The organism is Variovorax sp. 770b2 (assembly GCF_900115685.1).
Lineage (GTDB): Bacteria > Pseudomonadota > Gammaproteobacteria > Burkholderiales > Burkholderiaceae_C > Variovorax.
In genome coordinates, this window is record NZ_FOXJ01000001.1 from 1977859 (window position 1) to 2002515 (window position 24657).

At 68.6% G+C, this 24657-nt stretch carries 23 protein-coding genes; 11 read left to right on the plus strand and 12 right to left on the minus strand.

Annotated elements, in window-relative coordinates:
- The first annotated feature begins 10 nt into the window (after nucleotides 1–10).
- Nucleotides 11–781, plus strand: coding sequence for a 3-hydroxybutyrate dehydrogenase (locus tag BM133_RS09010; protein ID WP_093435198.1), 771 nt, complete (start codon nucleotides 11–13; stop codon nucleotides 779–781).
- A gap of 114 nt (nucleotides 782–895) precedes the next feature.
- Here BM133_RS09010 and BM133_RS09015 read toward each other — a convergent pair whose 3' ends face one another.
- Complete coding sequence (locus BM133_RS09015) at nucleotides 896–1597, minus strand: SIMPL domain-containing protein (protein ID WP_093433117.1); 702 nt, start codon at nucleotides 1595–1597, stop codon at nucleotides 896–898.
- A 49-nt stretch (nucleotides 1598–1646) separates the two neighbouring features.
- Complete coding sequence (locus tag BM133_RS09020; protein WP_093433119.1) at nucleotides 1647–2003, minus strand: hypothetical protein; 357 nt, start codon at nucleotides 2001–2003, stop codon at nucleotides 1647–1649.
- A gap of 172 nt (nucleotides 2004–2175) precedes the next feature.
- On the opposite strand from BM133_RS09020, the gene ompR reads away from it, so the two are divergent.
- Both ompR and BM133_RS09030 read left to right on the plus strand, forming a co-directional pair.
- Complete coding sequence (ompR, locus tag BM133_RS09025) at nucleotides 2176–2907, plus strand: osmolarity response regulator transcription factor OmpR (RefSeq protein WP_007837017.1); 732 nt, start codon at nucleotides 2176–2178, stop codon at nucleotides 2905–2907.
- 74 nt (nucleotides 2908–2981) lie between these two features.
- Nucleotides 2982–4394, plus strand: coding sequence for a sensor histidine kinase (locus tag BM133_RS09030; RefSeq protein ID WP_093435200.1), 1413 nt, complete (start codon nucleotides 2982–2984; stop codon nucleotides 4392–4394).
- 9 nt (nucleotides 4395–4403) lie between these two features.
- Here the strand turns inward: BM133_RS09030 and ispF are convergent, their stop codons facing one another.
- Together ispF and ispD are read right to left on the minus strand one after the other, a co-directional pair.
- Nucleotides 4404–4898 (minus strand): 2-C-methyl-D-erythritol 2,4-cyclodiphosphate synthase, encoded by a 495-nt coding sequence (gene ispF / locus BM133_RS09035; RefSeq protein WP_093433120.1) that lies wholly within the window; start codon nucleotides 4896–4898, stop codon nucleotides 4404–4406.
- A complete protein-coding gene (gene ispD, locus BM133_RS09040; RefSeq protein ID WP_093433122.1) occupies nucleotides 4895–5608 on the minus strand; it encodes a 2-C-methyl-D-erythritol 4-phosphate cytidylyltransferase in 714 nt (237 codons plus the stop codon). Before ispD ends, ispF begins: the two co-directional genes overlap by 4 nt.
- 119 nt (nucleotides 5609–5727) lie before the next feature.
- Between ispD and mfd the strand changes: the two genes are divergently transcribed.
- The 3 genes from mfd to BM133_RS09055 are packed head-to-tail and all read left to right on the plus strand — an operon-like array spanning nucleotide 5728 to nucleotide 10981.
- On the plus strand, nucleotides 5728–9210 hold the full coding sequence (mfd, locus tag BM133_RS09045) for a transcription-repair coupling factor (RefSeq protein WP_093433123.1): 3483 nt from the start codon (nucleotides 5728–5730) through the stop codon (nucleotides 9208–9210).
- Nucleotides 9207–9917: a phosphoserine phosphatase SerB gene (serB, locus tag BM133_RS09050; protein ID WP_093433125.1), complete on the plus strand. Its 711-nt coding sequence runs from the start codon at nucleotides 9207–9209 to the stop codon at nucleotides 9915–9917. The genes mfd and serB overlap by 4 nt, the downstream gene beginning before the upstream one ends.
- Nucleotides 9914–10981: an Ldh family oxidoreductase gene (locus BM133_RS09055; protein ID WP_093433126.1), complete on the plus strand. Its 1068-nt coding sequence runs from the start codon at nucleotides 9914–9916 to the stop codon at nucleotides 10979–10981. The genes serB and BM133_RS09055 overlap by 4 nt, the downstream gene beginning before the upstream one ends.
- Nucleotides 10982–10985: 4 nt before the next feature.
- Here BM133_RS09055 and BM133_RS09060 read toward each other — a convergent pair whose 3' ends face one another.
- Nucleotides 10986–11309: a DUF6172 family protein gene (locus BM133_RS09060; RefSeq protein ID WP_093433128.1), complete on the minus strand. Its 324-nt coding sequence runs from the start codon at nucleotides 11307–11309 to the stop codon at nucleotides 10986–10988.
- Nucleotides 11310–11470: 161 nt separating this feature from the next.
- Between BM133_RS09060 and BM133_RS09065 the strand changes: the two genes are divergently transcribed.
- Entirely contained in the window at nucleotides 11471–11698 is a 228-nt protein-coding gene (locus tag BM133_RS09065) for a hypothetical protein (RefSeq protein ID WP_093433129.1), read from the plus strand.
- Between the two features lie 4 nt (nucleotides 11699–11702).
- Here BM133_RS09065 and BM133_RS09070 read toward each other — a convergent pair whose 3' ends face one another.
- A complete protein-coding gene (locus BM133_RS09070) occupies nucleotides 11703–12890 on the minus strand; it encodes an aminotransferase-like domain-containing protein (RefSeq protein WP_093433131.1) in 1188 nt (395 codons plus the stop codon).
- A 141-nt stretch (nucleotides 12891–13031) separates the two neighbouring features.
- Between BM133_RS09070 and nth the strand changes: the two genes are divergently transcribed.
- The 3 genes from nth (at nucleotide 13032) to BM133_RS09085 (ending at nucleotide 15570) form a co-directional block, all read left to right on the plus strand.
- On the plus strand, nucleotides 13032–13679 hold the full coding sequence (gene nth / locus BM133_RS09075; protein WP_093433132.1) for an endonuclease III: 648 nt from the start codon (nucleotides 13032–13034) through the stop codon (nucleotides 13677–13679).
- A 10-nt stretch (nucleotides 13680–13689) separates the two neighbouring features.
- A complete protein-coding gene (locus BM133_RS09080; protein WP_093433134.1) occupies nucleotides 13690–14538 on the plus strand; it encodes an Ivy family c-type lysozyme inhibitor in 849 nt (282 codons plus the stop codon).
- Between the two features lie 120 nt (nucleotides 14539–14658).
- Nucleotides 14659–15570 (plus strand): hypothetical protein, encoded by a 912-nt coding sequence (locus BM133_RS09085; protein ID WP_093433135.1) that lies wholly within the window; start codon nucleotides 14659–14661, stop codon nucleotides 15568–15570.
- Between the two features lie 3 nt (nucleotides 15571–15573).
- On the opposite strand, the gene BM133_RS09090 is transcribed toward BM133_RS09085, so the two are convergent.
- The 4 genes from BM133_RS09090 to BM133_RS09105 all read right to left on the minus strand — a co-directional run bounded on the left by BM133_RS09090 (nucleotide 15574) and on the right by BM133_RS09105 (nucleotide 19496).
- Entirely contained in the window at nucleotides 15574–16137 is a 564-nt protein-coding gene (locus BM133_RS09090) for a histidine phosphatase family protein (protein WP_093433136.1), read from the minus strand.
- A complete protein-coding gene (locus tag BM133_RS09095) occupies nucleotides 16134–16928 on the minus strand; it encodes an adenosylcobinamide-GDP ribazoletransferase (protein WP_093433138.1) in 795 nt (264 codons plus the stop codon). Before BM133_RS09095 ends, BM133_RS09090 begins: the two co-directional genes overlap by 4 nt.
- Before the next feature lie 64 nt (nucleotides 16929–16992).
- Complete coding sequence (gene cobT, locus BM133_RS09100; RefSeq protein ID WP_093433139.1) at nucleotides 16993–18033, minus strand: nicotinate-nucleotide--dimethylbenzimidazole phosphoribosyltransferase; 1041 nt, start codon at nucleotides 18031–18033, stop codon at nucleotides 16993–16995.
- Nucleotides 18030–19496, minus strand: a complete 1467-nt coding sequence (locus BM133_RS09105) for a cobyric acid synthase (protein WP_093433141.1) — start codon at nucleotides 19494–19496, stop codon at nucleotides 18030–18032. Before BM133_RS09105 ends, cobT begins: the two co-directional genes overlap by 4 nt.
- A gap of 154 nt (nucleotides 19497–19650) precedes the next feature.
- Between BM133_RS09105 and BM133_RS09110 the strand changes: the two genes are divergently transcribed.
- Nucleotides 19651–19884, plus strand: a complete 234-nt coding sequence (locus tag BM133_RS09110; RefSeq protein WP_093433143.1) for a hypothetical protein — start codon at nucleotides 19651–19653, stop codon at nucleotides 19882–19884.
- Here the strand turns inward: BM133_RS09110 and BM133_RS09115 are convergent.
- Together BM133_RS09115 and BM133_RS09120 are read right to left on the minus strand one after the other, a co-directional pair.
- Entirely contained in the window at nucleotides 19853–21325 is a 1473-nt protein-coding gene (locus BM133_RS09115) for an efflux transporter outer membrane subunit (RefSeq protein WP_093433145.1), read from the minus strand. The genes BM133_RS09110 and BM133_RS09115 overlap by 32 nt on opposite strands.
- Nucleotides 21326–21355: 30 nt before the next feature.
- Nucleotides 21356–24643 carry an efflux RND transporter permease subunit gene (locus BM133_RS09120; protein WP_093433146.1) on the minus strand — a complete coding sequence of 1096 codons (3288 nt, stop codon included), beginning with the start codon at nucleotides 24641–24643 and terminating at the stop codon, nucleotides 21356–21358.
- Nucleotides 24644–24657: the final 14 nt, after the last annotated feature.

Below are 24657 nucleotides of genomic sequence, written 5' to 3' on the forward strand. Positions count from 1 at the left end.
ATTGATCTTCATGCTCAAAGGCAAAACCGCGCTTGTCACGGGGTCCACCAGCGGCATTGGCTTGGCCATTGCCCAGTCGCTCGCCCAGCAAGGCGCACACATCGTGCTCAACGGTTTCGGCGATGCCGAAACCCCGAAGTCCCAGATCGAAGCGCTCGGCGTTCGCGCCGAATACCACGGCGCCGACATGAGCAAGCCCGGCCAGATCGAGGACATGATGAAGTTCGCTGCGTCCAAGTTCGGCCGTGTCGACATCCTCGTGAACAACGCCGGCATCCAGCACGTCGCCAAGGTCGAGGACTTTCCGGTCGAACGTTGGGACGCGATCATCGCAATCAACCTCACCAGCGCATTCCATACGACACGCCTGGCGATTCCCGCGATGCGCGAGGCCAACTGGGGCCGCGTCATCAACGTCGCATCGGCCCACGGCCTGGTCGCCTCGGTGCAGAAGTCGGCCTATGTGGCGGCAAAGCACGGCATCGTCGGCTTCACCAAGTCGGTCGCGCTCGAAACCGCGACCACCGGCATCACCAGCAACGCGATCTGCCCCGGCTGGGTGCTGACGCAGCTCGTGCAAAAGCAGATCGACGACCGCGCAGCCCGCGAAGGCATCTCGGCCACGCAGGCGCAGAACGATCTGCTGGGGGAGAAACAGCCTTCGCTGCAGTTCACGACGGTCGAGCAACTCGGCGGCCTCGCGGTCTTCCTGTGCTCGCCGGCCGCCGACCAGGTGCGCGGCGTGGCGTGGCAGATGGACGGCGGCTGGACGGCGCAGTAGTCGGGCCTCCCGGCTTTTCATGCCGCTTCGCGGCATGTAATTCGCCACCGCCCGAGGAGGAGGCGCGGGCCGCCTTGGGGCGGCCCGGCGGCGTCCGCCAATCCGCCTTACGCCTTACTTGAGCTGCACCGACCCCGACACGTTCACGATCACGCTGGTCTTGCCGGCTTCGACCGGCACGGCCGAATCGGCCGAGAACGACTTGGCCTGCATCGCCATCACCCGCGGGCGCGGGCCGCCGTCGTTCGCGTTCACCGACACCTCGCGCAGCGTGTAGCCGCCGAAGCCGAAACCCTTGGCCAGCTCGTTGGCCTTCTGCTTGAAGTTCTCGATGGCGATGTTCTGCGCTTCGGCCTCGGTCTTGGCGCGCTGCTCGCGGCTCAGGCCGAAACCGACGTTGCCCACGCTGAGCGTGGTGATGCGGCCGGCCGTCTGCGTGATGCGCGGAAAGTCGCGCCCTTCGAGCACCAGCTCGGTCGAGCCCTGCCAGCCGTTGATCTTGCCGTCCTTCGTATAGCGTGGCGAGAGGCTGAAGTTGCCGGTGCGCACGTCGAGCTGGCCGGTCTGCGCGTTTTTCCTGGCCTCGGTCAGGGCGGCGTCGAGCGCGGCCTTCAGCTGGGTCTGCACGGTGGCCGCATCGGTCGCGTCGCGGGTGGTCACGAGCGTCATGCTCAGGAGATCCTGCTGGACCTCGACCGTTCCGGAGGCGGTGAGTTGCAGCACGTTCTGCGGCGCCGGGGTCACCACGTTCTGGGCCAGCGCGGAACCGGCGGCGGCCAGGGCGGCGCAAACGGCGAGCAATTTGATTTTTTTCAAGACAAGGGACTCCCTAGGTTGATGGCGAGGAACACCCGCGCCAGGGCCCTCAGGGGCGCTGGCTGCGCGGCGCGGTCAGCGAACGGGCGGCGGGCATCGGTGCCGGCGCGATTCGCTCGGCTGGCTGCGATTCTGCCGAATTCGCCAGGGCCCCCACGCTGGGCGGCGTCCACTGCCCCCGCACCTGCTGCCGCAACTCGAACAGCTCGGCGGCTGTCAGGCGCCTGCCGGCTGCGGCTTCCTCGCGGCGGATTTCCTCTCGCTGCGCCGCCCGGTGGGCGGCCACTGCATCCCGCACTTCACTGCGGCGCACCTCGCCGACCCTGAAAAAATCCCCCGAAACGGCCCATGTCGAACCACAGGCGCAGGCTAGAAGCAATGGAAGTGCGGAAAAAGGAAGTCTCATTGAGCATTTGTCATAAGGCAGGGGAACTTTGCCACCGTCAAGCTAACGTCGGATGACCAGAGGGCGAGCGTCCGCAAGTTTTGTAACTTAGTGTCAAACCATAAGTAAATCTGGCTCGATGGGGTGCTAACGCCTTCAGAATCAGCGCTGTTACAAATTCAACGTTGTAGAAATGACTCAAGTTCCCGCTCGCACTGACAAGATCGTGATCGTCGATGACGACGCCCGCATCCGTGACCTGCTTCGCCGCTACCTGACCCAGGAAGGTTTCGAAGTGATCGTGGCCGAGGACGGCAAGGCGCTCAACCGCATCCTGTTGCGCGACACGGTCGACCTGATCGTGCTCGACCTCATGATGCCCGGCGAAGACGGCCTCTCGGTCTGCCGACGCCTTCGTGCCGCCAACGACCGCACGCCGATCATCATGCTCACCGCCAAGGGCGAAGACGTGGACCGCATCGTCGGCCTGGAAGTCGGCGCCGACGACTACCTGGGCAAGCCCTTCAACCCCCGCGAACTGCTGGCCCGCGTGCACGCCGTGCTGCGCCGCCGTCCGCCGCTGGAGGCGCCGGGCGCCCCCTCCACCGAGAACGAGACCGTCACCTTCGGCCCGTTCGCCTTCGACCTGGGCTCGCGCACGCTCAAGAAGGACGGCGAGGAGCTCTCGCTGACCACCGGCGAATTCGCGATGCTCAAGGCGCTGGTGCGCCATCCCCGGCAGCCGCTGTCGCGCGAAAAGCTCGCCCAACTGGCCCGCGGCCGCGAGTTCGAGCCCTTCGACCGCAGCCTGGACGTGCAGATCTCGCGCCTGCGCAAGCTCGTCGAATCCGACGCCGCGGCGCCCCGCTACATCCAGACCGTCTGGGGCGTGGGCTACGTGTTCGTGCCGGACGGCACGGCCTGACGCGCCGCTGAGAGGTGGCCATCGGCCAAGCCGCCAGACCCGGCTCCCAGCAGGAAGACGGCGCGCAGGTCACGATGCCGAGCCCCCTGGAGGGCTCCCAGCGTGACCGCCGCCCCGGCCTCAAGCTGGGCTTCAGCCTTTTCTGGCGCACCTTCTTCCTGCTCGCATTGCTGCTGATCGGCTGTACGGTCGCCTGGCTGCAGACCTTCCGCTCGCTCGAATACGAGCCGCGCGCCATTCAAACGGCCCACCAGATCGCCTCGCTCGTGAACCTCACGCGCGCGGCGCTGGTGTATTCGGACGCCATCACGCGGGTGTCGCTGATCAAGACGCTGGCCGACCAGGAAGGCGTGCGCATCCTCCCGCGCGAGCCCAACGACCGCTTCCAGCCCTACACCAGCGGCGCGCTCGACCTGCGCGTGACCGAGGAGCTGATCGACCAGCTCGGCGAAGGCACCACCGTGGCCAGCCGCGTGAACGACGAGGCGGGCCTGTGGATCGGCTTCACCATCGAGAGCGACACCTACTGGCTGCTGCTGGACCCCACGCGCTTCAGCCGCGTGGGCGGGCGCACCTGGCTGGTCTGGCTCAGCACCGCGATGGCGCTCTCGCTGGCCGGCGCGGCGCTGATCACCCGGCTCATCAACCTGCCGCTCAAGCAGCTGTCGCGCGCGACCATGCAGGTGCGCGAGGGCGAGTACGAGGCGCACCGGCTCGACGAGCGCGCCCGCACCAACGAGATTCGCGCGGTCAACATCGGCTTCAACCGCATGGCGGACCAGCTGGCCAAGATCGAGCAGGACCGCGCCATCATGCTGGCCGGCATCTCGCACGACCTGCGCACGCCGCTCGCGCGCCTGCGCCTGGAAACCGAGATGAGCGTGGCCGACGAAGATGCCCGCGACCACATGGCCGCCGACATCGCCCAGCTCGACGCGATCATCGACAAGTTCCTGGACTACGCCCGCCCCGACCATGTCGATCCGCGGCCCGTGCTGCTGCGCGACGTGGTCGATGCCTGCACCTACGCCGTGCAGGACTACGAGGAGATGAACATCAAGGTCGAGGTGCCCGCCGACCTGCGGGTGCTGGGCGACGAGGTCGAGCTCACCCGCGTGATCTCCAACCTGGTCGAGAACGCCCGTCGCTACGGCAAGACGCCGGCCACGGGCGTGGCGGACGTCACGATCCAGGCGCAGGCGAACAACGATGCGGTGCTGATCAAGGTGCGCGACCATGGCGCGGGCGTCGAGCCCGCCCTGCTCTCGCAGCTGACCAAGCCCTTCTTCCGCGGCGACGCGGCGCGCACCTCGGCGGCGGGCGCGGGCCTGGGCCTGTCGATCGTGGCGAAGAACATCGAGCGCATGGGCGGCACCTTCGCGCTCACCAGTACGCCAGGGCGTGGGCTCGCGGCCCACATCCGCATGCCGCGCGCCATGCCGACGCCCAAGCCGGGCGAAGTACCGAACGGCAAGAAGCCCGTCTGACCCAGCCGCTCAGCGGTGCAGCAGGACCGCCGCGCGCGCTTCCATCGCGCGGCCCTCGCCCACCGGGCCGAGCTTCTCGGCCGTCTTGGCCTTCACGTTGACCTGGTCGAGCGCGATGCCCAGCGTGTCCGCGATGCGCTGGCACATGAGCGGAATGTGCGGCGCCAGCTTCGGTGCCTGCGCGATCACGGTGCTGTCGACGTTGCCGATTTCCCAGCCGGCGGCCCGCACGCGGCGCGCCGCCTCGGCCAGCAGCACGGCCGAATCGGCACCGCGGAACTGCACATCGGTGTCGGGAAAGTGCCGGCCGATGTCGCCCAGCCCCGCGCCGCCCAGCAGCGCATCGGTGATCGCGTGCAGCAGCACGTCGGCGTCCGAATGGCCCAGGAGGCCGGTGGCGTGGGGTACCTCGATGCCGCCCAGGATGAGCTTGCGCCCCGCCACGAGCTGGTGGACGTCCCAGCCCTCGCCGACGCGGATGTTGAAGGGCTTTGCGGTCGTCATGCGATGGCTTTCTTGCGGCTGAGCAGGACCGCCTCGGCCAGTGCGAAATCCTCGGGGAAAGTGATCTTGAAATTCTGGGCGCTGCCCGGCACCAGGAGCGGTGCAAGGCCGATCGCCTCGATGGCGCTGGCCTCGTCGGTCACCACGTCGCCCACGCGCTCCAGCGCATCGAGCAGCATGCCGATGCGGAACATCTGCGGCGTCTGGGCCAGCCACTTGTCGGCGCGCGACAGGGTCTGGGAGACGCGGCTGTCGGTCGAGGACACCTTCAGCGTGTCGGCCAGCCGGTGTGCCAGCAGGCCGCCGACGGCGTCGTGCTCGCAGGCGGCGATCAGCGCCTCGATCTGGCTGGAGGTGACGAGGCAACGCGCCGCGTCGTGCACCAGCACCCAGTCGTGCGCCCCGGCGCCCTTCTGCCGCAATGCCGCGAGGCCGTTGCGCACCGTGGCCGCCCGGGTCAGGCCGCCGACCTGCAGCAGGTATTCGTCGTTGCCCGGAAAACGCGGCAGCGCAGCCTGCACTTCGCGGTCGTCCGGCGACACCACCACCGCCAGCCCGGCAAAACGACCGGCCAGCGCGCGAAAAGCCTCCACCGTGTGCGCCACCATCGACGCCCCCGCGAGCCGCTGGTACTGCTTGGGCTGCACGCCGCCCGCTCGGTGGCCGGAGCCGGCACAGGGAATCAGCACGAAGAATCGGGAAGAAGACATCGGTGGGTGCGGCACGGGCCAATGGCCGACAAGCGGATAAGGGGCCGCCATTCTAGAATTGACCTTCGCACACCCCTCGCCAGCCGGCGCGGGGTGTTGTGCATTTTTCCAAGCGTTCCATGGACCTCCCCCACCTCACGGCGGGCAAGCGTTTCACGCTGCCGCGCCCCCCTCTGTCGGCCGATGCCCTGCTGCTCGCGCAGCTGGGGATGCGCGAGAAGGCCGCCGGCCGCGCCACCGCGATGTTCACGGCCGATGCCAACGACGCGCAGCGGCTCATCGACGAGATCGCCTTCTTCGCGCCCGACCTGCGCTGCGCCCTCTTCCCCGACTGGGAGACGCTCCCCTACGACAGCTTCTCGCCCCACCAGGACCTCATCAGCGAGCGCCTGGCCACCCTCTGGCGCATCAGCCAGAAAGAGGCCGACGTGGTGCTGGTGCCGGCCACCACCGCGCTCTACCGCCTCGCGCCGCCCGCTTTCCTCGCCGGCTACACCTTCCACTTCAAGGCCAAGCAGAAGCTGGAGGAGTCCAAGCTCAAGGCCCAGCTCACGCTGGCCGGCTACAGCCACGTGACGCAGGTGGTGAGCCCGGGCGAATACGCGGTGCGCGGCGGCCTGATCGACCTCTTCCCCATGGGCTCGCTGGTGCCGTTCCGCGTCGACCTGTTCGACGACGAGATCGATTCCATCCGCACCTTCGACCCCGACACCCAGCGCAGCCTCTACCCCGTGCCCGAGGTGCGCCTCCTGCCCGGCCGCGAGTTCCCGATGGACGACGACGCCCGCGCGCGCTTTCGCAGCCGCTGGCGCGAACTGCTCGAGGGCGACCCGACCAAGAGCCGCATCTACAAGGACATGGGCAACGGCGTGGCCACCGCCGGCATCGAGTACTACCTGCCCCTCTTCTTCGACGAGACGGCCACGGTGTTCGACTACCTCGGCCCCGACGCCACCGTGGTGCTGCACGGCGACCTGGAACCCGCCTTCCAGCATTTCTGGCAGGACACGAACGAGCGCTACCGGCTGGTGCGCGGCGACCCCGAACGCCCGGCGCTGCCGCCCGAGGCGCTGTTCCTGAGCGCCGAGCAGTTCTACCAGCGCGCCAAGCCGCACGCGCAACTGGCCATCCGCGGCGACATTGCCACCGACACGCCCTACGCCGAGTTCGACCGGCTCCCGCCCTTCGCGGTGGTGCGCGGCGCCGAAGACCCGCTGGTCGGCCTCAAGCTCCACATCGCCGCCACGCCGCACCGCGTGCTGCTGATCGCCGAGAGCGACGGCCGGCGCGAAAGCCTGCTCGACTTCTTGCGCGCGAGCGGCGTGAGCCCGCCGGCCTTCGACTCGCTGGCCGAGTTCGAAGCGTCCACCGACGAGAAGATCGGCATCGTCACCGCCGCGCTGGCCTCGGGCTTCGCGTGGCGCGAGCAGGGCATCGACCTGGTGACCGAGACCGAGCTCTTCGCCACCGCGCCCACCACGCGCCGCCGCAACAAGAAGCAGGAGCAGGTCAGCGACGTCGAGGCGCTGATCAAGGACCTCTCCGAACTCAACGTTGGCGACCCGGTGGTCCACACCGCGCACGGCATCGGCCGCTACCGCGGCCTCATGCACATGGACCTGGGCCAGGGCGTCGATGCCGAAGGCAAGCCGCTGCTGCAGGAAATGCTGCACCTGGAGTACGCCGACAAGGCCACGCTCTACGTGCCCGTCTCGCAGCTGCACCAGATCAGCCGCTACACCGGCGTGAGCGCCGACGAGGCCCCGCTGCACCGGCTGGGCTCCGGCCAGTGGGAAAAAGCCAAGCGCAAGGCCGCCGAACAGGTGCGCGACTCGGCCGCCGAGCTGCTCAACATCTACGCTCGCCGCGCCGCGCGCGAAGGCCATGCCTTCCGCTACTCGGCCGCCGACTACGAGGTGTTCGCCAACGACTTCGGCTTCCAGGAAACCGCCGACCAGAAGGCCGCGATCCACGCCGTGGTGCAGGACATGATCTCGCCCCAGCCGATGGACCGCCTGGTCTGCGGCGACGTGGGCTTCGGCAAGACCGAGGTCGCGCTGCGCGCCGCCTTCATCGCGATCACCGGCGGCAAGCAGGTGGCGTTTCTCGCGCCCACCACGCTCCTGGCCGAGCAGCACTACCAGACGCTGGTGGACCGTTTCGCCAAGTGGCCGGTGAAGGTCGCGGAAATGAGCCGCTTCCGCTCAGCCAAGGAAATCACGGCCGCCGCGAAGGGGCTGGCCGAAGGGCAGATCGACATCGTGATCGGCACGCACAAGCTGCTCTCGCAGTCGGTCAAGTTCAAGAACCTGGGCCTGCTCATCATCGACGAGGAGCACCGCTTCGGCGTGCGCCATAAAGAGGCGATGAAGGCGATGCGCGCCGAGGTCGACGTGCTCACGCTCACCGCGACGCCGATCCCGCGCACGCTGGGCATGGCGCTCGAGGGCCTGCGCGACCTGAGCGTGATCGCCACCGCGCCGCAGCGGCGCCTGGCCATCAAGACCTTCGTGCGCAACGAGGGCACGGGCGTCATCCGCGAAGCCGTGCTGCGCGAATTGAAGCGCGGCGGGCAGGTGTACTTCCTGCACAACGAGGTCGAGACCATCGAGAACCGCCGCCAGAAGCTCGAAGAGATATTGCCCGAGGCCCGCATCGCGGTCGCCCACGGCCAGATGCCCGAGCGCGAGCTGGAGCGCGTGATGCGCGACTTCGTGGCGCAGCGCTACAACCTCTTGCTGTGCTCGACCATCATCGAGACCGGCATCGACGTGCCGACCGCCAACACCATCGTGATGAGCCGCGCCGACAAGTTCGGCCTCGCGCAGCTGCACCAGCTGCGCGGCCGCGTCGGGCGCTCGCACCACCAGGCCTATGCGTACCTGATGGTGCCGGACACCGAAGGCCTCACCAAGCAGGCGGCCCAGCGCCTGGACGCCATCCAGCAGATGGAAGAACTGGGCTCGGGCTTCTACCTCGCGATGCACGACCTGGAAATCCGCGGCACCGGCGAAGTGCTCGGCGAGAACCAGAGCGGCAACATGATGGAGATCGGCTTCCAGCTCTACAACGAGATGCTCAGCGAAGCCGTGCGCGCGCTCAAGGCCGGGCAGGAGCCCGACCTCCTGGCGCCGCTGTCGGTCACCACCGAGATCAACCTGCACGCCCCCGCCCTCTTGCCCGACGACTACTGCGGCGACGTGCACCTGCGCCTGTCGTTCTACAAGAAGCTGGCCACCGCGAAGACACCCGACCAGATCGACACGCTGCTGGAAGAAATCGTCGACCGCTTCGGCAAGCTGCCGCCGCAGGCGCAGACGCTCATCGACACGCACCGCCTGCGCGTGCTCGCGCGGCCCTATGGCGTGGTGAAGGTCGATGCGGCGCCGGGCATCATCAACATCACCTTCAAGAAGGACGCGCCGGTCGACGGCATGGCCATCATCCAGCTGGTGCAGAAGAACAAGCACATCAAGCTCGCAGGCAACGAGAAGCTGCGCATCGAGCGCGAGCTCAAGGAGCCGAAGGACCGCGCGCAGATGGTGCGCGACGTGCTGCGCAGCCTCGGTCAACCCCTCGTCAAGGAACCCGCCCCCGCATGAGCGCTACAGAAATTTCTCCCGGTCTCGTCCTGCAGCGCGTGAAGCCGCCGCTGGCGCTGGCCGATTTCAAGCTGATCGCGTTCGACATGGACTCCACGCTGATCAACATCGAATGCATCGACGAAATCGCCGATGCCGTCGGCAAGAAGGCCGAGGTGGCCGCGATCACCGAGGCCACGATGCGCGGCGAAATCAAGGACTTCAAGGAAAGCCTGCGCCGCCGCGTGGCGCTGCTGCGGGGTGTGCCGGTCCAGGCGCTGCAGCAGGTGTACGACGAGCGGCTGAAGCTCAATCCGGGCGCGAGCGAGCTGGTGGCGGCCTGCAAGAAGGCGGGCCTCAAGGTGCTGCTGGTGTCGGGCGGCTTCACGTTCTTTGCGAACCGCGTGAAGGACCGGCTGGGCATCGACTTCGCGCGCTCCAACCTGCTCGACGAGGCCGATGGCAAGCTCACCGGCCAGGTCGTGACGCAGAGCTGGGGCGACATCTGCGACGGCGCCGAGAAGCGCCGCACGCTGCTCGAAGTGGCCTCGCTCATGGGCATCTCGCCGCAGGAAACCATCGCCGTCGGCGATGGTGCCAACGACCTGCCGATGATGGGCGAGGCCGGCCTCTCGGTGGCCTATCACGCCAAGCCGAAGGTGCGCGAGCAGGCCATGGTGGCGATCAACGAAGGCGGGCTCGACCGCCTGCTCGAAATCCTGAAATGACCGACTCGGCCGCCCCGCTCTACCGCGCCGATGCCCTCCGGGACTACGCGAGCGCCCTGCTGCAAAAAGCCGGCCTCGCTGCATCGATGGCCGACAGCGTCGCGCGCACCCTCGTCGAAGGCGACCTGCTGGGCCACGACACGCACGGCCTGGCGCTCCTGGCCGGCTATGTGAAGGAAGTCGAATCGGGCGGCATGACGCGCGGCGGCGCGCCCGAAGTGCTGTCGGACCGCCCCGCCGCCGTGCTGTGGGACGGCAAGCGCCTGCCCGGCCCGTGGCTCATGGACCAGGGCATGGACCTGCTGGTGCCGCGCGCCCGCGAGCTCGGCACGGCCTCGCTCGTGATCCGCCGCAGCCACCACATCGCCTGCCTCGCCGTCTACATGCTGCGCGCGCTGCAGGAAGACATGCTGATGCTGCTGGCCTGCTCGGACCCCAACACCGCCAGCGTCGCGCCCTTCGGCGGCACGCAGGCGGTATTCACGCCGAATCCGCTGGCGATGGGCTTTCCGCTCTCGCAGGGCGGCGTGATGGTCGACATCTCGGCCTCGATCACCACCAACGGCATGAGCAACCGCAAGCGCGCGGCCGGCGAGACCTTCGCCGAGGAATGGCTCATCGACGCGGCCGGCAAGCCCACCAACGACCCGCAGGTGCTGTTCGACCAGCCGCCCGGCACGCTGCTGCCCGTGGGCGGCCTCGGCCACGGCCACAAGGGCTACGGCATGGCGCTGCTGGTGGAAACGCTGACGGCGGGATTGGCGGGCTTCGGCCGTGCCGATCCGAAAGAGGGCTGGGGCGCGACGGTGCACATCACGCTGCACGACCTGCATGCGTTCGGCGGCAAGGAGGCGTTCCTGCGCCAGATGGACCATGTCGCGGCGCAGTGCCGGAGCAACACGCCCATCGATCCTTCAAAGCCGGTCCGGCTGCCGGGTGAAGGCGGTTTGAAGCGGCGGGACGCGCAATCCAGGAACGGGGTGCGGCTGCACCCGTCGATCGCGCGCTCGCTGCAGGAGGCGGAGCAGCGCCACGGGCTGCAGCTCGCGAAGGCGCTGATCTAGAGGGTCAGTCTTCTTCGGACGGCTCCTCGGCCCGCTCCCCGGCCGGGCGCGGCGTGCGCTTGCCGGGCTTGGCGAGGATCTCGATATAGAACTGCTTGCCGGCCTCTTTCACGATGCCGTCGATCAGCTTGTTGATGGCCGGCAGCTGGGCGACTTCGGCGGTTTCCGCCGACGCGCCGAACTTGCAATCGAAGTCCCAGAAGTCGCTGCCCTCGGGCAGGTCGCGGCGGCGTTCGCGCTTGATGTACTTGGCGATCTCGTGCTTGATGGCTTCGACGAGACGGTCGGGGTGCTTGCCCTCGACCTGGAGCTGAAAGGTTTTTCTCATGGTGGATGGTAACCAATGCCCCCGGGTCGCCACTTCGTGTGCTTCGCCACCCCAAAAGGGGAAGGCTCAATCGCCTTGGCGCGGCCCGGCGGCGATTGACTTCCCGGCCGCCCGGCTGTCATGTGTACAGTCGGCGGCTCAATGGAAAGCAGGTGAAAGACATGGCGCGCGCAAACGACTGGGCAAGCAAGGTGATGGCATTGGTGAACGGCGGCAACGCTTCCGCGGCCATCGCGCAGATCAAGGTCGGGCCCTCGGTCAAGGACCTGAAGGCGCTGCAGACCATCATGACGCTCTCGAAAATGAAAGGCCGCTATCCGAACGTGGATACGGCCATTGCCGAGAACCTGGACCTGCTGGCGGCGCCCCGCCTGCATCGCTCGCCCTGAGGGTTTACAGGGCCTGGCCGAGGCGCTTCACGCCCTCTTCGATCTTGGCCACATCGGCCGTCGCAAAGCTCAGGCGCAGCGTCGCCACGTCGGGCTTCTCGGCGAAGAACGGCGCGCCGGGCACGAAGGCCACGAGCTTCTCGATCGCGCGCTTGGCCAACTCGTTCGCATCGGCCAGCTTGCCGTTGGCGCCCGTCAGGCGCGCCCAGAAGAACAACCCGCCGTTGGGCTGCGTGAAGCTCACCGCGTCGCCCAGCTCGCGCTTCAGCGCCGCGCCCATGGCCTGCGCGCGCTGGCCGTAGACCTCGCGCACATGCGCGAGCGTGGCGGGCATGCGGCCGCTCTTGAGGTATTGCGCGGCCGTGGCCTGCGAGAAGGTGCTGGTATGCGCGTCGCTGAACTGCTTGCACATCGTCGCCTTGGCGAGCAGCTCGGGCGGCGCGATCATCCAGCCGATGCGAAGGCCCGGGCTCAGCACCTTGCTCAGGCTGCCGCAATGCGCGAGCAGTTCGCGGCTGCCCGGAACATCCTTGCTCAGGGCGAGGATCGAAGGGGGAGGCGCTTCGCCGAAGTAGAGGTCGCCATACGGGTCGTCCTCGACGATCAGCGTCTGGTACTTCACGGCAAGCTCGAGCACCTTCTTGCGGCGCTCCAGCGTCAGCATCGCGCCGCTGGGGTTGCCGAAGGTCGGGATCAGGTAGACGAACTTGGGCTTGTGCTCGGCGATGAGCTTCTCCAGCTCGTCGGTCTTCACGCCGTTGGCGTCGATGGGCGCGCTGATGAGCTGTGCGCCGTAGAGGCGAAAGCACTGGATGGTGGCCAGGAAGGTCGGGCCCTCGACGATCACCTTGTCACCCGGGGAAATCATCGTCTTGCCCAGCAGGTCCAATGCCTGCTGGCTGCCGGTGGTGACGATGAGGCCGCTGGGGTCCACATCGACGCCCTTGGTCTTCATGAAAGCACTGAGCTGGCTGCGCAGCGGCTCGTAGCCCTCAGTGGCGCCGTACTGCAGTGCGCCGCCGGGCTCCTCGGTCAGCGCCTTCTGGCTCGCCTCCTTCAGGCCCTCGACGTCGAACATCGCGCTGTCCGGAAAACCGCCCGCAAAACTGATGATGCCGGGCTTGCCGAGCAGCTTGAAGAGTTCGCGGATGGCGGAGGTTTCGACGTTGTCGAGGCGGGAGGCGAATTGCATGGTCAGTCTCACTTTCTGGGCGTCATTGTCGCGAAAGGCGGGTGCATGAATGCTGCGTAAGGCTATCGTCTTTCAACGATATATTGCGCCTGTCGCAGCGCTGCGCCCCCGGGCAGACGCGTGCGGCGCCCCCCGAGCCCCATGAAAAAAGACAACATCCCCCTCTTCTTCGCCACCCTGCAGGCGGCCAACCCCACGCCCGAGACCGAACTCGAATACGACACCCCCTTCGAGCTGCTGGCCGCCGTGCTGCTCTCGGCGCAGGCCACCGACGTGGGCGTGAACAAGGCCACGCGCAAGCTCTTCCCGGTGGCCAACACGCCGCAGGCGATCTACGACCTGGGGGTCGAGGGGCTGGAGGCTTACATCAAGACCATCGGCCTCTACCGCAGCAAGGCGAAGCACCTGATCGAAGCCTCCCGCATGCTGGTCGAGCTGCACGGCGGCCAGGTGCCCAGGACGCGCGCCGAGCTCGAGGCGCTCCCCGGCGTCGGCCGAAAGACCGCCAACGTGGTGCTCAACGTGGCCTTCGGCGAGCCGACCATGGCGGTCGACACGCACATCTTCCGCGTGGGCAACCGCACCGGGCTCGCGCCGGGCAAGACACCGCTGGAGGTGGAACTCAAGCTGGAGAAGCGCGTCCCACCGGAATACCGGCTGCACGCGCACCACTGGCTCATCCTGCACGGCCGCTACATCTGCGTGGCGCGCAAGCCGCGCTGCTGGGAGTGCGCGGTGGCCGCGTACTGCGATTTCAAACCCAAGACACCGGCCCCGAAAACCGCCTGACACCCTGCAAATGAAGACCTCGAAAAACCACGGCGCCCTGCTGGCCGCCGCCCTGTTCTCGGCAGCCGCTTTCCTGCCGGTTGCGGCCTGGTCGCAGCAAGGCGGCAAGGGCCTCGCGCCCGACGCCATGGCGGCCTACGGCGGGCGCTGGTCGACCGCGTGCGCCGATGCGTCCGCGCCCACGCTGCAGGTGCGCGAAGACCAGCTGATCGTCGAAAGCGGCAAGCGCCGCGTGGTCGGCCGGGCGCCCGAGTCGGCCCACAGCTTCTTCGGCAACAGCCAGCCGCCGGCGCGCTTCGACGTCGCCCTGATGAGCAACGTGGGCAAGGCCGGGGCCCTGACCTTCCTGGTCTTTCGCGAGGCGGGCGGCCAGTCCATCACGCTCGACGCCGCAAGGCCTGTGGCCGGGCAACTGGGCCCCGAACTGATGAAGCTGCGCTACTGGCGATGCGACGGCTCGGCGCGCGCCGCGACGCCGCCCGCGGAGCCGGCCGCCACGAAGCAGCCATCTCCACCGACGGGCAGCCCAGCCGCGCTCGCACAAGGCCCCGCGATGCAGAAAGCCTGGCGCGCCGCGCTGGGCGCCAAGGAAAACGACCGCTGGCTGGTGCGCCGCGAAGGCCCGGCGCCCGAGCCGCAGTGGGTCACCGTGGACGGCACGCGCTACGTGCTGCACGCCTTCTGCAAGCCGCACGACTGCTTCGACAACAACGCGATCGCCCTCTACGACCAGGGTTCGGGCCGCATCTACGGGCTCGCGCAGCGCAACGGAAAGAACACCCTCGTGGGCGCGCCACCGCAGGCACTGGCACCGCAGCTGGACAAGCTCTGGCGAGAACAGTGGCGGCAGAAGAATTGAGCTGACGGGCGCCCGGCGGGCCCCGCCCGCCTCCAACGCACTACCTCCAACGATGGATGTGCAACGGCCGGCAGAGGCACACACTGCACGCCACCACCATGCGTGGAGGAGGCAGACGCCATGGCACTCACGCCCGAGCAGCAGCAGGACATTCGCGAGGAAGAGTACTTCCGGATGGAAGTGCGCAAGTCCCTCGCCGCGCCGAAGGGGCCGCCCACGCTGATGGACCGCCTCTCGGCCTTCGGCGATTCCAAGGTCGGCTTCTGGCTCCTGACGACCGTGCTCGCCGGCCTTGTAGCCACGGGGTTCACCAAGCTGCAGCGCTACTTCGACCAGGAAGACATCGCCCGCCGCGAGCTCGCCGAACGCAGCCGGCGCGACGCGGACATGCTGCTCAAGCTCGGCCCCCTGCTCACCTCCGACAAGCGTCCGCAGGTGGACATGGCGATCGTGCTGCTCAACAGCCTCTCGGCCGGCGACGGCATCGACAAGCAGGTGTCGGGGCAGATCGTCGCGCTGTTCCGCAGCACCGCCGAAGCCGGCAACCGGCCCAACGCCACGCCCGAGGAGCGTGTGGCCAGCCAGGCGATCTACAGCTTCTTCGACCAGGCGGGGCTCTCGGCGATGCAGGCGTGGGGAACGCCGGCCGCGGCGAGCGTTGCTGCCGAGCCGGCCCCGGCGGCGGCCGCACCCAGCCTCGTGGCGGCGGCGCTGGACAGCGCGACGCTGCCGATCCGCATCTACCTGCAAGTCGGCGACCGGGCCGACTGGCCGGCCGCGACCCGGGCCTCGGAGGGATTGCGGCAGGCCGGGATGATCGTGCCCGGCATCGAACTGGTGCCGGCGCAGAACACGCCCAGGCAGAACAGCGTGCGCTACTGCAAGGACAAGGTCTCGCCCGCGGCGCTGGAGCGGGTGCGGACGGCCACGGCGAGCCAAGTCACTCCAGCGCCCGCGATGACCGAGCTGGCATCGAAGCTGTGCAACAACGTGCGCTTCAACCACTTCGAACTGTGGTTTGCGCGGGGGTAGTTGTCAGCCGATGGGTGGGTGCTCGAAGGTCAGCCAGCCGCCGAATGCGAGTTCGCCGGCGGGCCAATCGGCTGCGGTCGCGGGGCAGCGAATGCCGCGCTGCAGAAGCGTCACCGCACGCAGCACGCCGGCATGCGTGACCCACAGCGCATCACCCTCGCCCGAGCGCCATTCGTCGTGGGCCTGGGCCGCGCGCTGCATGAAGACACGCACGCTCTCGCCGTTCGCACCGGCGATGCCGTCGGCGAAATTGCCGGTCCAGGCCTCGAACTCTTCGCGCGCGATGGCGGACCACGGCCGCCCTTCCCACGCGCCGAAGCTCATCTCCGCGAGACGGGCATCGTGCTGCACGGCCAGGTCGGGGCGCAGCGCCGCGATGGCTTCGGCCAGCGCGACACAGCGCCGCAGCGGCGAACTGCGCAGCGCGATGCCGGCGGGCAGCAAGGGTGCGATGCGTTGCGCGGCGGCCAGTGTGGCCTCGGCTTCCGCTTCGAGGTCGGTGGCGCCGTAGCACAGCCCCGGCTCTGCAATCACCGGCGCGTGGCGCAGGAGCCAGAGCTTTCTCATGCCTGCCACGTGAGCGCGAGATAGATCGCCAGTTCGCAGACCTGCTGGGTGGCGCCCAGTCCATCGCCAGTGAAGCCCTGCAAGCGCCGCAGGAAGAGACGCGCCATCCAGCCCGCCGCGAGGACGACGGCCAGCAATGCGGCGGCGACGTGCGCGGCGTCATGCGCGCACAGCAGCAGCGCCACGGCAGGAATCGACCACAGCAGCGCAATGACCAGCGCGCCGCCGCTGATCGCATCGGCCAGCGGCTTCGCCTTGCTCGCCCCGCTGTCGCCCACATAGGGAAGCCAGCGGATCAGGAACAGCGGCGCCAGCCGCGACAGCACATGCGCGCCGACGATCGCCACGGCCACCGTCTCCAGCCCGCGTCCGGCCAGCGCGGCGAGCAGCGCGAACTTGAGGCCCAGCGCGAGCACCAGCGCAGCCGCGCCGAAGGCGCCGATGCGCGAGTCCTTCATGATCTCCAGCGCCCGGTCGCGCTGGGCCGAGCCGCCCAGGCCATCGGCGACGTCGGCGAGGCCGTCCTCATGGAAGGCGCCGGTCAGCATCACGGTGGCGACGGTGCTCAGCACCGCCGCGGCGACAGCGCCTGCGACGCCCTGCAATCCGACGCCCACGGCCACGAAGACCAGCGCAGCCACGCCGCCCACCAGCCATCCGATGCCGGGCAGGTGCGCCGCGCTCGCGCGCAGCATCTGCGGGCTGAAACCGACCCATGCCGCGAGCGCCCCCGTCACCGGCACTCGGGTGAAGAACTGCAGTGCCAGCAGGAAGTGGCGAACGCCGTTCATCGGGCGCATTGGGCAACCTTCGCGCTGCGCGCCGCGGTGTTCGTCCTGGGAGCGGCCCGGCGGCTCATGCGTCCTTGCGCGACACGCCCGCCGCCTCGAAGCTCGCCATCTCGCGCAGGATGCGGCAGGCCGATTCGAGCAGCGGCCAGGCCAGTGCGCCGCCGGAGCCTTCGCCCAGGCGCAGGTCCAGATGGAGCAAGGGCTCCAGCCCCAGGTGCTTCAGCAGCAGCGCGTGCCCGGGCTCCGCCGAGCTGTGCGCGGCCACGCAGCGCTGCGTCACGTGCGGCTGCAATGCCTGCGCGACGAGCACCGCGGCGCCGGCGATGAAGCCATCGACCACGATCACGCGGCGCTCTTCTGCCGCCTGCAGCACGGCGCCGACCAGCGTCGCGACCTCGAAGCCGCCGAACGCGGCCAGCGCGTCCAGCGGCCCGGTCGCAGCCGCATGCAGTGCGAGTACTTCGCGCAGCACGTCCCGCTTGCGCGCCAGCCCCGCGGCGTCCAGGCCGGTGCCGGCGCCGGTGCAGGCGCCGACGTCCAGGCCCGCGAGCCGCGAAAGCAGCAGCGCGGCCGACGAGCTGTTGCCGATGCCCATCTCGCCGAGCAGCAAGGCATTGCCCGGCAGCACGTGCACCACGTCTCTTCCGTTGGCGATGGCCTGCGCGCATTGTTCGGCCGTCATCGCCGGCCCGGCCGACGCATCCGCCGTTCCCGCGGCAATCCGCCGCGAGACCAGCCCCGGACGAGGCTGGAAGTCGCGCCGCACGCCGCAATCGACCACCGTCAGCGCCAACCCGTGCTGCCGCGCCAGCACGCTCACGGCCGCGCCGCCGGCCAGGAAGTTCTCGACCATCTGCCAGGTCACGTCGCTCGGAAACGCGGAGACGCCGCGCGCCGCCAGTCCGTGGTCGCCCGCGCAGACCAGCATCTGCGGCGCTTCGAGCACCGGGGCTTCGCTGCCCAGGATCGTGCCGATCCGCAGGGCCAGCGTTTCCAGCTTGCCCAGCGCGCCCAGCGGCTTGGTCTTGTTGTCGATCGCGTGCTGAAGCCGTGCAGCCAGCGCGTTGTCGGTGAGGTCGGGAATGGTTGGAATGGTGTCGTTCATGCGGATTCAATCAGGCCGGCAAGCACGCCGGCGTCGAAATGGGTGTCGATGAAATCGGCCAGGCCGTCGAAGGTGCTGTCCAGCGTGGGCGCGGCGGCGCCGAACAGCGCGTGCAGCACCGCCGCATCCTCGAAGAGGCCGTGAAGGTACAGGCCGAGCACGTTGCCGCGCGCGTTCTGCCAGGCGAGCCCCTCGGGCATCACGGCCTGGCCGTCCTGCGCCATCTGCGGGTGGGCGGCGGTCTGGCCGTGGTGAATCTCGTAGCCGGCCATCGGCACGTTGGACAGCGCGGCCCAGTCGCCGGCGAGCGCGCCGAAGGTGGCGGTGCGATGGCGCACGGTCTTCTCGCGCTCGAACACCGTCACCAGCGGCAGCAGGCCCAGGCCCGGCGCATTGCCGTCGATGCCGTGCGGATCGACCAGCGCCTCGCCCAGCATCTGCAGCCCGCCGCAGATGCCCAGCACCACGCCGCCGCGCGCCGCATGCGCGGCCACGGCACTGTCCAGCCCCTGCGCGCGGAGCCAGGCCAGGTCGCCGCTCGTGTGCTTGGAGCCGGGCAGCACGATCCAGTCGGCGCCGGCCACGTCGGCGGGCGTGCGCGCCCAGACCAGGCGCACGCCGGGCACGTTCTTGAGCGACTGGAATTCGTCCAGGTTGCTGATGCGCGGATAGGCGATGACCGCCACCGTGCGGGTGACCTTGCCGCTCGCGCGGCTGCGGTCGTCGAACACGCCGTCTTCCTCGGGCAGTCCGTGCTGCCACCACATCGGCAGCGTCGCGACGGTGGCGACGCCGGTCAGCGCCTGCAGCTTCTCGGGTGCGGGCGAGAGCAGCGAGGCATCGCCGCGAAACTTGTTGAGCACGAAGCCGTGCAAGAGAGACCGGTCGGCCTCGGGCAGCAGCGCCCAGGTGCCGTAGAGGTGGGCGAATGCGCCGCCGCGGTCGATGTCGGTCGCGAGCAGGCAGCGCGCCTCGGCGTAGCGGGCCACGCGCATGTTGACGATGTCGCTGGCCATGAGGTTGATCTCGGCCGGCGAGCCCGCGCCCTCGATCACCACCACGTCGTTCTCGGCGCGCAACGCATCGAGCGCCTCTGCGATCTGCGGCCACACGCGTTCGCTGCGGCCGCGCCAGGGCAAGGCGGAGAGCGCCTCGCTCACCTGCCCCATCAACACGACCTGGCTGTGGGTGTCGCGCTCGGGCTTGAGCAGCAGCGGGTTCATCCGCACGTCGGGCACGGCATTGGCGGCCAGGGCCTGGAAATACTGGGCGCTGCCGATCTCGCCGCCATCGACCACGCGGGCGTTGTTGCTCATGTTCTGCGCCTTGAAGGGCGCCACCTTGAGGCCCCGCCGCGCATACCAGCGGCACAGCGCCGTGGCCAGCCAGCTCTTGCCGGCTCCGCTGGTGGTGCCCAGGACCATGACGCACCGCGCCGGCCTGCTTTTCGCCGTTGAACTCATGGGGCGGATTGTCGTTGAGCGCCGGGAGCCCCGAATCGGTCGGCGGAAATGCGGCATCTTTCACGCAGGGCGCAATGGATGCGGTTGCATTTTGAATCCGGGGCCGTCGTTTGTCCGTATACAAGACACCTCAATGCCTTGCGACCACGGACCCATGCCCGCTCTCAACGACCTGGCGCTCACGGTCGAGGAACGCGAGCCGGGCCAGTTCTACTGGACCCTGCTCGAAGCCCTCGACAACAGCGGCCATTCAGACCTTCACGACACCCTCGACTACCGGGTGTTCCGCTCGGCGGCCAAGCCGCAGGCCACCTACTCCAACGCCCTGGCCCTGGGCGTCGCGGAGCTCCAGAAGATCAGCGCGTCGCCACCTTCTGCGTCGTTGTAGCCGAAGCGGTTGCTGCGGGCACTTCCCACGTACCGCCGATCGCGCGGATCAGGCCCACGGCCGCCTGGTACTGCGCCGACTTCACCTGCAGCGCCTGGCGCCGGTTGCGCAGCTCGCTGCGGCGTGCGTCGAGCAGATCGAGCTGGCTGATGTAGCCATTGCGATAGCGCGTGTCCGACAGGCTCGTCGCCCGCTGGGCCGACGACACCGCCTTGGCCTGCACCACCGACTGCTCCTGCAGGATGCGGATCGCGGCCAGCTGGTCTTCGACCTCCTGGAACGCCACCAGCACCTGGGTGCGGTAGCTGGCGATCGCGCCGTCGAGCTGGGCGTTGGCGCCCTGCAGGCCGGCCTCGCGGCGGCCGCCGTCGAAGATCGGCAGCGACAGCAGCGCGCCCACGCCCCACGACCGGGCCGACCACTTGAAGAGGTCGCCGATCTCGGGCGAGGCGTAGCCGGCGGCGCCGGTCAGCGAGATGTCCGGGAACCACGCGGTCTGCGCCACGCCCACGCGGGCCTGTGCCGCGAGCACCGCGTTCTGCGCGGCCGACACGTCGGGCCGGCGCGTGAGCACCGTGCCGGGCACGCCCGGCGGAATGGCCGGCAGCGCGGTCGCCCACTCGTCGGTGCGCACGCCGAAGCTGGAAGCCGAGTCGCCCACCAGCACCGCGAGCGCGTGCTCGACCTGGGCACGCTGGCGATCGAGCGCCAGCGCGTCCGATTCGGTGGACGACACCTCGGTCTGCACGCGCGCCACGTCCAGCTCGGCGATGTCGCCGGCCGCCTGGCGTCGCTGCGTGAGGCGCAGCGTGTCGCTGTAGGCCTCGACCGTCTCGCGCATCAGTGCGCGTTCGGCGTCGAGCGCGCGCAGTTGCAGGTAGGTCTGCGCCACCTCGGCCTGCACCGCCAGGCGCGTGCTCTGCAGCAGGCCTTCGCGGCCGGCGGCATCGAGCTTGGCCGCGTTGCTGGCGCCCGAGAGGCGGCCGAACAGGTCGACTTCGTACGAGAACGTGGCGCCGATGTTGGTCATCGTGGCCGGCGAGACGCTGGCCGTGGCCTTGTCCAGGCCGGCGCCGCGGTTGGCGCCCGCGCCCAGGCCGATCTGCGGCAGCCGGTCGGCGTTGGCACTGCGTGCGAGCGCGCGGGCCTCGGCCAGCCGCGCCGCTGCGCCCTGGATGTTGTTGTTGTTGACGTCGGCCTTCTCGACCAGCGCATTGAGCACCGGGTCGTTGAACGCCAGCCACCAGGCGCCGCGTGCCTGCGCCTCGGAAGGCAATGCCTTCGTGAAGCCGGCGGGCGGCGTGGCGCCCTGCTCCTTGAACTGCGCGGTGGTCTGGATCTCCGGCACGCCGGAGGGCACCGTCGCGCAGCCGGCCAGCGCCAGGGCTGCCACCAGCGGCAGCAAGGCGTTGCGAACCAAAGGTTGGAATGCGAATTTCATGATGAACTTTCTTCTTGATCGGTCGTGCGATCAGTCATGCGACTCGTGCGAGGGACGCGGCGAGGCCGGCACCGGGTGCAGCCCGCCACCGCCGGAACCACCGTGCGACGACGACGGAGCCGGGGCGGCCGGATGGCCCGCCGAGACGAACTCCTCGCCGTGCGGCACTTCGCCATGCAGCTTGAGCGGCTTGTTGCCCGCCAGGCGGCGCATCAGCACGTAGAACACCGGCGTCAGGAACAGGCCGAAGGCCGTCACGCCGATCATCCCGGCGAACACCGCCACGCCCATGGCCTTGCGCATCTCCGAGCCCGCGCCGGTGGAGAGCACCAGGGGCAGCACACCCATCACGAAGGCGAGCGAGGTCATCAGGATCGGGCGCAGGCGCAGGCGGCTCGCTTCGATCGCGGCCTGGATGGGCGTGCGTCCGGCGAACTCCAGCTCCCGTGCGAACTCCACGATCAGAATCGCGTTCTTCGCACTCAGCCCCACCAGCACGATCAGCCCGATCTGCGTGAAGACGTTGTTGTCACCTCCCGATATCCATACGCCCGCCATCGCGGCCATGATGCCCATGGGCACGATCAGGATGATGGCGATCGGCAGCGTCAGGCTCTCGTACTGCGCGGCCAGCACCAGGAACACCAGCAGGATGGCCAACGGGAACACCAGGAAGGCGGAGTTGCCGGCCAGGATTTCCTGGTAGGTCAGCTCGGTCCACTCGAAGCTCACGCCCTTGGGCAGCGTCTCGGCCGCGATCTTGGTGATCACGTCCTGCGCCTGGCCCGACGAATAGCCGGGCGCCGGGCCGCCGTTGATGTCGGCCGCCAGGTAGCCGTTGTAGCGCATGGCGCGTTCCGGGCCGAAGGTCGAATTGACCTTCATGAGCGCGGCCAGCGGCACCATCTCGCCAGTCGTGGAGCGCACCTTCAGCAGGCCCACGTCTTCGGCACGGGCGCGGTAAGGCGCATCGGCCTGGACGCGCACGGAATACGTGCGGCCGAACTTGTTGAAGTCGTTGGCGTACAGGCTGCCCAGGTAGATCTGCATGGTGTCGAAGATGTCCGTCACCGGCACGCCGAGCTGGCGGGCCTTGGTGCGGTCGATGTCCGCATACAGCTGCGGCACGTTGACCTGCCAGCTCGTGAACATGCCGGCCAGTTCGGGCGCGGCCTGTGCCTTGGCCATGAAGGCCTTCACAGCCTGGTCCATCTGGTCGTAGCCGACCGAGCCGCGGTCTTCCAGCTGCAGCTTGAAGCCGCCCGTGGTGCCCAGGCCCGCCACCGGTGGCGGCGGGAACATCACGATGAATGCGTCCTGGATGCTGGAGAAAGCACCGTTGAGCTGGCCGGCGACTGCGCCGCCGCTCTGGTCGGCGCGCTTGCGCTCGTCGAAGGGCTTGAGCGTGACGAACACGATGCCCGAGTTGGAGCTGTTGGTGAAGCCGTTGATCGACAGGCCCGGGAACGAGATGGCGTCTTCCACGTTCGGGTTCTTCTTCATGAGCTCGCCCATGCGCTTGATCACGTCCTCGGTGCGGTCCAGCGTGGCGCCGTCGGGCAGTTGGGCAAAACCGATGAGGTATTGCTTGTCCTGCGCCGGCACGAAGCCGCCGGGCACGGCCTTGAAGAGGCCGAAGGTCACCGCGATCAGCGCGACGTAGATCGCCAGCATCAGCGCCTTGCGCGAGATGACGTTCTTCACGCCGCCGCTGTAGGCCTCCGAACCGCGATGGAACAGCTTGTTGAAGCCGCGGAAGAGCCAGCCGAAGGCCTTGTCCATGCCGCGCGTCAATGCGTCCTTCGGCTGGTCATGGCCGCGCAGCAAGAGGGCTGCAAGCGCGGGCGACAGCGTGAGCGAGTTGATCGCCGAGATCACCGTCGAGATCGCGATGGTCACCGCGAACTGGCGATAGAACTGCCCCGTGAGGCCGCTGATGAAGGCGAGCGGCACGAACACGGCCACCAGCACCAGCGCGATCGCGATGATGGGCCCGGACACTTCGCGCATCGCCCTGTAGGTCGCCTCGCGCGGCGTGAGCCCGGCCTCGATGTTCCGCTCGACGTTCTCCACCACCACGATGGCGTCGTCCACCACGATGCCGATCGCCAGCACCAGCCCGAAGAGACTCAGCGCATTGATCGAGAAACCGAGGATGTGCAGCACCGCGAAAGTACCGATCACCGACACCGGCACGGCCAGCAGCGGAATGATCGAGGCGCGCCAGGTCTGCAGGAACAGGATCACGACCAGCACCACCAGCATGATGGCTTCGAGCAGCGTGTGGATCACCGATTCGATGGACGCGCGCACGAACTGCGTCGGGTCGTACGCAATGCGGTATTCCAGGCCTTCGGGCATGTTCTTGTTGAGCTCGATCATCGTCTTGCGAACGTTGGCCGAGATGTCCAGCGCGTTGGAGCCCGGTGCCTGGAACACGCCCATGCCGACGGCCGGGTCGTTGTTCAGCAGCGAACGCAGCGAGTAGTCGGCAGCGCCCATCTCCAGGCGGCCGATGTCGCGCAGGCGCGTCACGGCGCCGTCGGTGCCGCTCTTGACGATGATGTCGCCGAATTCTTCCTCGCTCTGCAGGCGCCCTTGCGCATTGATCGACAGCTGCATGTCCACGCCCGAGAGGCCCGGCGAAGCGCCGACCACGCCGGCCGCGGCCTGCACGTTCTGGCCGCGGATCGCAGCCACCACGTCGCTGGCCGAGAGGCCGCGCTGCGCGACCTTCTGCGGGTCGAGCCAGACGCGCATCGAATAGTCGCCGCCGCCGAAGATCTGCACCTGGCCCACGCCTTCGATGCGCGCGAGCGGGTCCTTCACGTTCAGCACCGCGTAGTTGCGCAGGTAATTGATGTCGTAGCGGTTGTTCGGCGACACGAGGTGGACCACCATCGTGAGGTCGGGCGCGCTCTTGACGGTCGTGATGCCCAGGCGCCGCACTTCCTCGGGCAGGCGCGGCTCGGCTTGCGAGACGCGGTTCTGCACGAGCTGCTGGGCCTTGTCGGGATCGGTGCCCAGGCGGAACGTGACGGTGAGCGTGAGCACGCCGTCGGTCGTTGCCTGGCTGCCCATGTAGAGCATGCCTTCGACGCCGTTGATCTGCTCTTCGAGCGGCGTGGCCACTGTTTCGGCGATCACCTTCGGGTTCGCGCCGGGGTACTGGGCGCGCACCACCACCGAAGGCGGCGCGACTTCCGGGTACTCCGAGATCGGCAGCCCGCGCAGCGCGATCAGGCCGGCTATCAGCATCAATAGCGACAGCACGCCGGCAAAGATCGGCCGGTCGATGAAGAATTTAGAGAGATTCATGTTGGTTCTCCGGC